At 52.1% G+C, this 3,086-nt stretch carries 3 protein-coding genes; 2 read left to right on the top strand and 1 reads right to left on the bottom strand.

The genetic code is table 11. The features are described from left to right. The coding region (locus lacNas_RS04730; RefSeq protein ID WP_201346646.1) for a hypothetical protein at nt 1-558 on the bottom strand (558 nt) is incomplete at its 3' end. Between the two features lie 233 nt (nt 559-791). Between lacNas_RS04730 and lacNas_RS04725 the strand changes: the two genes are divergently transcribed. Both lacNas_RS04725 and lacNas_RS04720 read left to right on the top strand, forming a co-directional pair. After that, nucleotides 792-2,567, top strand: coding sequence for a DUF2207 domain-containing protein (locus lacNas_RS04725; RefSeq protein WP_201330908.1), 1,776 nt, complete (start codon nt 792-794; stop codon nt 2,565-2,567). Between the two features lie 90 nt (nt 2,568-2,657). Then, nucleotides 2,658-3,086: AI-2E family transporter (locus lacNas_RS04720; protein WP_201330907.1), on the top strand; the 429-nt coding region annotated here is incomplete at its 3' end.

Raw genomic sequence — 3,086 nt, 5'->3', positions numbered from 1 at the left:
TGGCAGGTCGGCATTGGCGTTTGCAGTATTGTCGGCAGAGCTGCTGGTCTTGCTGGACTTGCTGCTCGTCTTGGCCGAAGAGCTGGAGCCGCCGGAAGTCGAACTGCCTGAACTTGGGCTGGAGTAGCTGTATTGATAGTAGTAATTGTTGTTGCTGTAGCCCTGGCCCCAGTTAGAGCTGGTTGAAGTGTTTGAGCTGCTCTTGGACGACTTCTTCTTGCTGGAAGCGGCCGTTTGGCTGCTTTGGCTGCTGGAGAAGCTTTGCTCGTCTTGACTTGACTGCGACTGGCTGCTTGCAGTCTCGCTTACCTGCGAGCTGGAGGAGCTGGCTGACTGCTTCTTGCTTGTCTTCTTGCTCTTCTTTTTGCTGTCAGACGAGCTTTGAGCCTTTTCCTTCGCTGCCGCTGTGCTCTTTTCCGACTTGCGGTAGACTTTATAAGTTTTGCTGTTGCTGCTGCTTTGGTCAGCCTTGTCGGCCTGGCTCTGGTGATAAAAAACAGCAGCCCCCACTAATGCTAATTCCGCGGCAAGAATACCGACCAGTACAGGTTTGCGCATCTCGTTTCCTCCCAACACGTTTGGTCTTATAAGACCATTATGACATCTCAAGTATACCACGCTGGATCGGCTTTGCTATAAGAAAGACTTGTTTTTTATGAATAAATGCTGGGCTATTTGCACATTGCCAAGGGATCAGAGCTTGAATTATAATTAGATCAAGGAAAACTAGTTTCAATTTGAGTCAGCCAGCATTATTTGTCTGGAAAATAAAAGAGTGAAAGGGAAAAACGATGAAACGCAAATATTTATGGGGCCTGGCCTTGTTTTTGACCAGTTTTTTGGCCCTCTTTCTGCCGGAAAAAGTCCTGGCCGATTATGACTTGACCAAAATGCAGGTCACGGCCGTGGTCAACGCTGACGGTTCTTTGTCGATGACCCGGAAGATCGTCTATGACTTTGACGACTCAGCCAATGGGGTCTACTATACCCAGAAGCTGGCCAGTGGCCAGAAGCTCAGCGCTCAGAGCGTGGAAGTCACGGACCTGGCCAGCGGGAAAAGCTTCAAGCCGCTTTTGAACAACCAGGCAGCCAGCGGCAATGTCTACCACTTCAACAAGAGCGGCAATTCTTACAAGTTCAAGGTCTACCACCGGGTTGAAGAAGGGAAGGTCCAGGTGGTTTACCGCTACAAGATTTCCGGGGCGGTCGCCACTTACGATGACGCTTCGGAATTGAATTTCAAGATCATCGGGGACGGCTGGGAAAAAGAAATTTCCAATGTGACGGCCACGGTCCGCTTCAAGGGCCAAAATCTCTCCTTCTTGAAGGGCTGGGCCCATGTCAATGCCAGCGGCCACTTGACCGTTGACAAGAAAAAGGGTCTGGTCAAAGCAGAAGTAGCGACTTTGCCGGAGTCGACTTTTTTAGAGCTGCACCTGCTTTTTCCAAACAGCTTGGTCAGCCAGAACAAACAGCGGCATTCCGGGGAAATCGCGGCCAAGGTCGTCGACCAGGAAAAACGCCTGGCTCAAGAAACTGCCGCCAAGAAGTCCCGGCACAACGGTTATGAACTGATCGGCCTGGTCCTCTTTTTCCTGTCACCCTTGTTGTATCTGCCGGTCTTTTTCAAGAGCAGAAAGTCGGGCAGCCCGGTCCGGCCTAAGAAAGAACTGGGCCACAATTTTGAAATTCCGGCCTTCAGTCCGACCACGGCCCAGATCCTGGTCAGCAAAAAGGACCCGGACGCCAGCGCGCTGGCCGCGGAAATCGCCCTTAGGGCCGGCCGGGGCGAAATCACGATTAGCCCAGACAAGAAGGGGAAGAACTATACCTACGCCAAGACCAGCAAGTACACCGGCGACCTGCCGCTTTTAAACAAGATTTTCAAAAAGGTCGGCAACGGCAAGAGTTTCAGCAACAAGGAACTCCGCCGCTCTGGCGACAGCAACGGCATTACGGCCAGCTACAAGAACTGGCAGCAGGCCAGTCAAAAGAACTTGGTCAAGGAAGGCTACGTTGACCAGGTCCTGCTGGACCGGGAACAGATGCTGTCCTTATACAGCGTTGGCGTGATGCTGCTTTCGGTAGCGGCCATTGCAGTCTGCTTCTTCTTATACGACAAATACATCTTCTGGCTCATTCCGGCAATCATTTGGGTTTTGGCAGCCTTTGGAGTAGCAATTTTCCGCCTGCACCGCTTCTCTTACCTGACGGAAAAGGGCGCCCAGGCAACTGAGCAGGCCCTGGCTTTTGAGGCCATGTTGGACGACATCGGCCAGTTCAAGCTGCGCGATATCGGCGAACTGACCTTGTGGGAGCAGATCATGCCTTATGCCATTGCTTTTGGCCTGGCCAAAAAGGTGCTCAAGCAGCTGAAGCTGGAATTCCCTGAGGAAATCGCCACCGACCCTTACTGGACTTGCTACTATGCCGGTCCCGGCTATGGGGACTTTGCTTCCGGCTTTGCAGCGGCGGTTGCTTCGTCATCGGGTTCTGGCGGCAGCTTCTCGGCTAGCTCGGCTTCCAGTGGCGGTTTCGGGGGCGGCTCAGGCGGCGGCGCCTTCTGATTTGTTTTTTGCGGCCGGATGGTCTAGAATAATTAGAATTATCGGCAAGCCATTGCAATTTTCAGTTATTTGATAGTTGGGAAAATTTTTATGGAAGTCAGTCTTTGGACGCGTTTTAAGAATAATTTGCATTTGCGGCGGGCAACGGTCCTGCTCATGATCATTTTGGCCCTGTACTGCGTGCGGTCGATGATGAACACGATCCTGCTCACCTTTATCTTTACCTACTTGATCGTTCACCTGGTCAGATTCGTGCAGCGGAAGTTCAAGCATGTCTCTGACAAGCTGATCGTGGCGGTCACCTACCTGTTGATCGTCGTCTTGCTGTATTTTGCCCTGCGCTACTATGTGCCTGTTTTGATCAAGCAGGTGACCAAGATGACCAAATCGGTGATCGCCTTTTACCAGACCAACGATGTCGGCTGGCTGATGACCCAGCTGCGCAAGTATGTCTCTGAAAAGACGATCTCCAGTCAGATAAAAAGCAGCCTGACGGCCTTGACGGCTGCCGTCAAGGGC

This window comes from Lactobacillus nasalidis (assembly GCF_016587775.1).
Classification (GTDB): Bacteria; Bacillota; Bacilli; order Lactobacillales; family Lactobacillaceae; genus Lactobacillus; species Lactobacillus nasalidis.
Note: the sequence above shows the minus strand (reverse complement) of the source record. Positions and strands in the feature narration are given on the sequence as shown.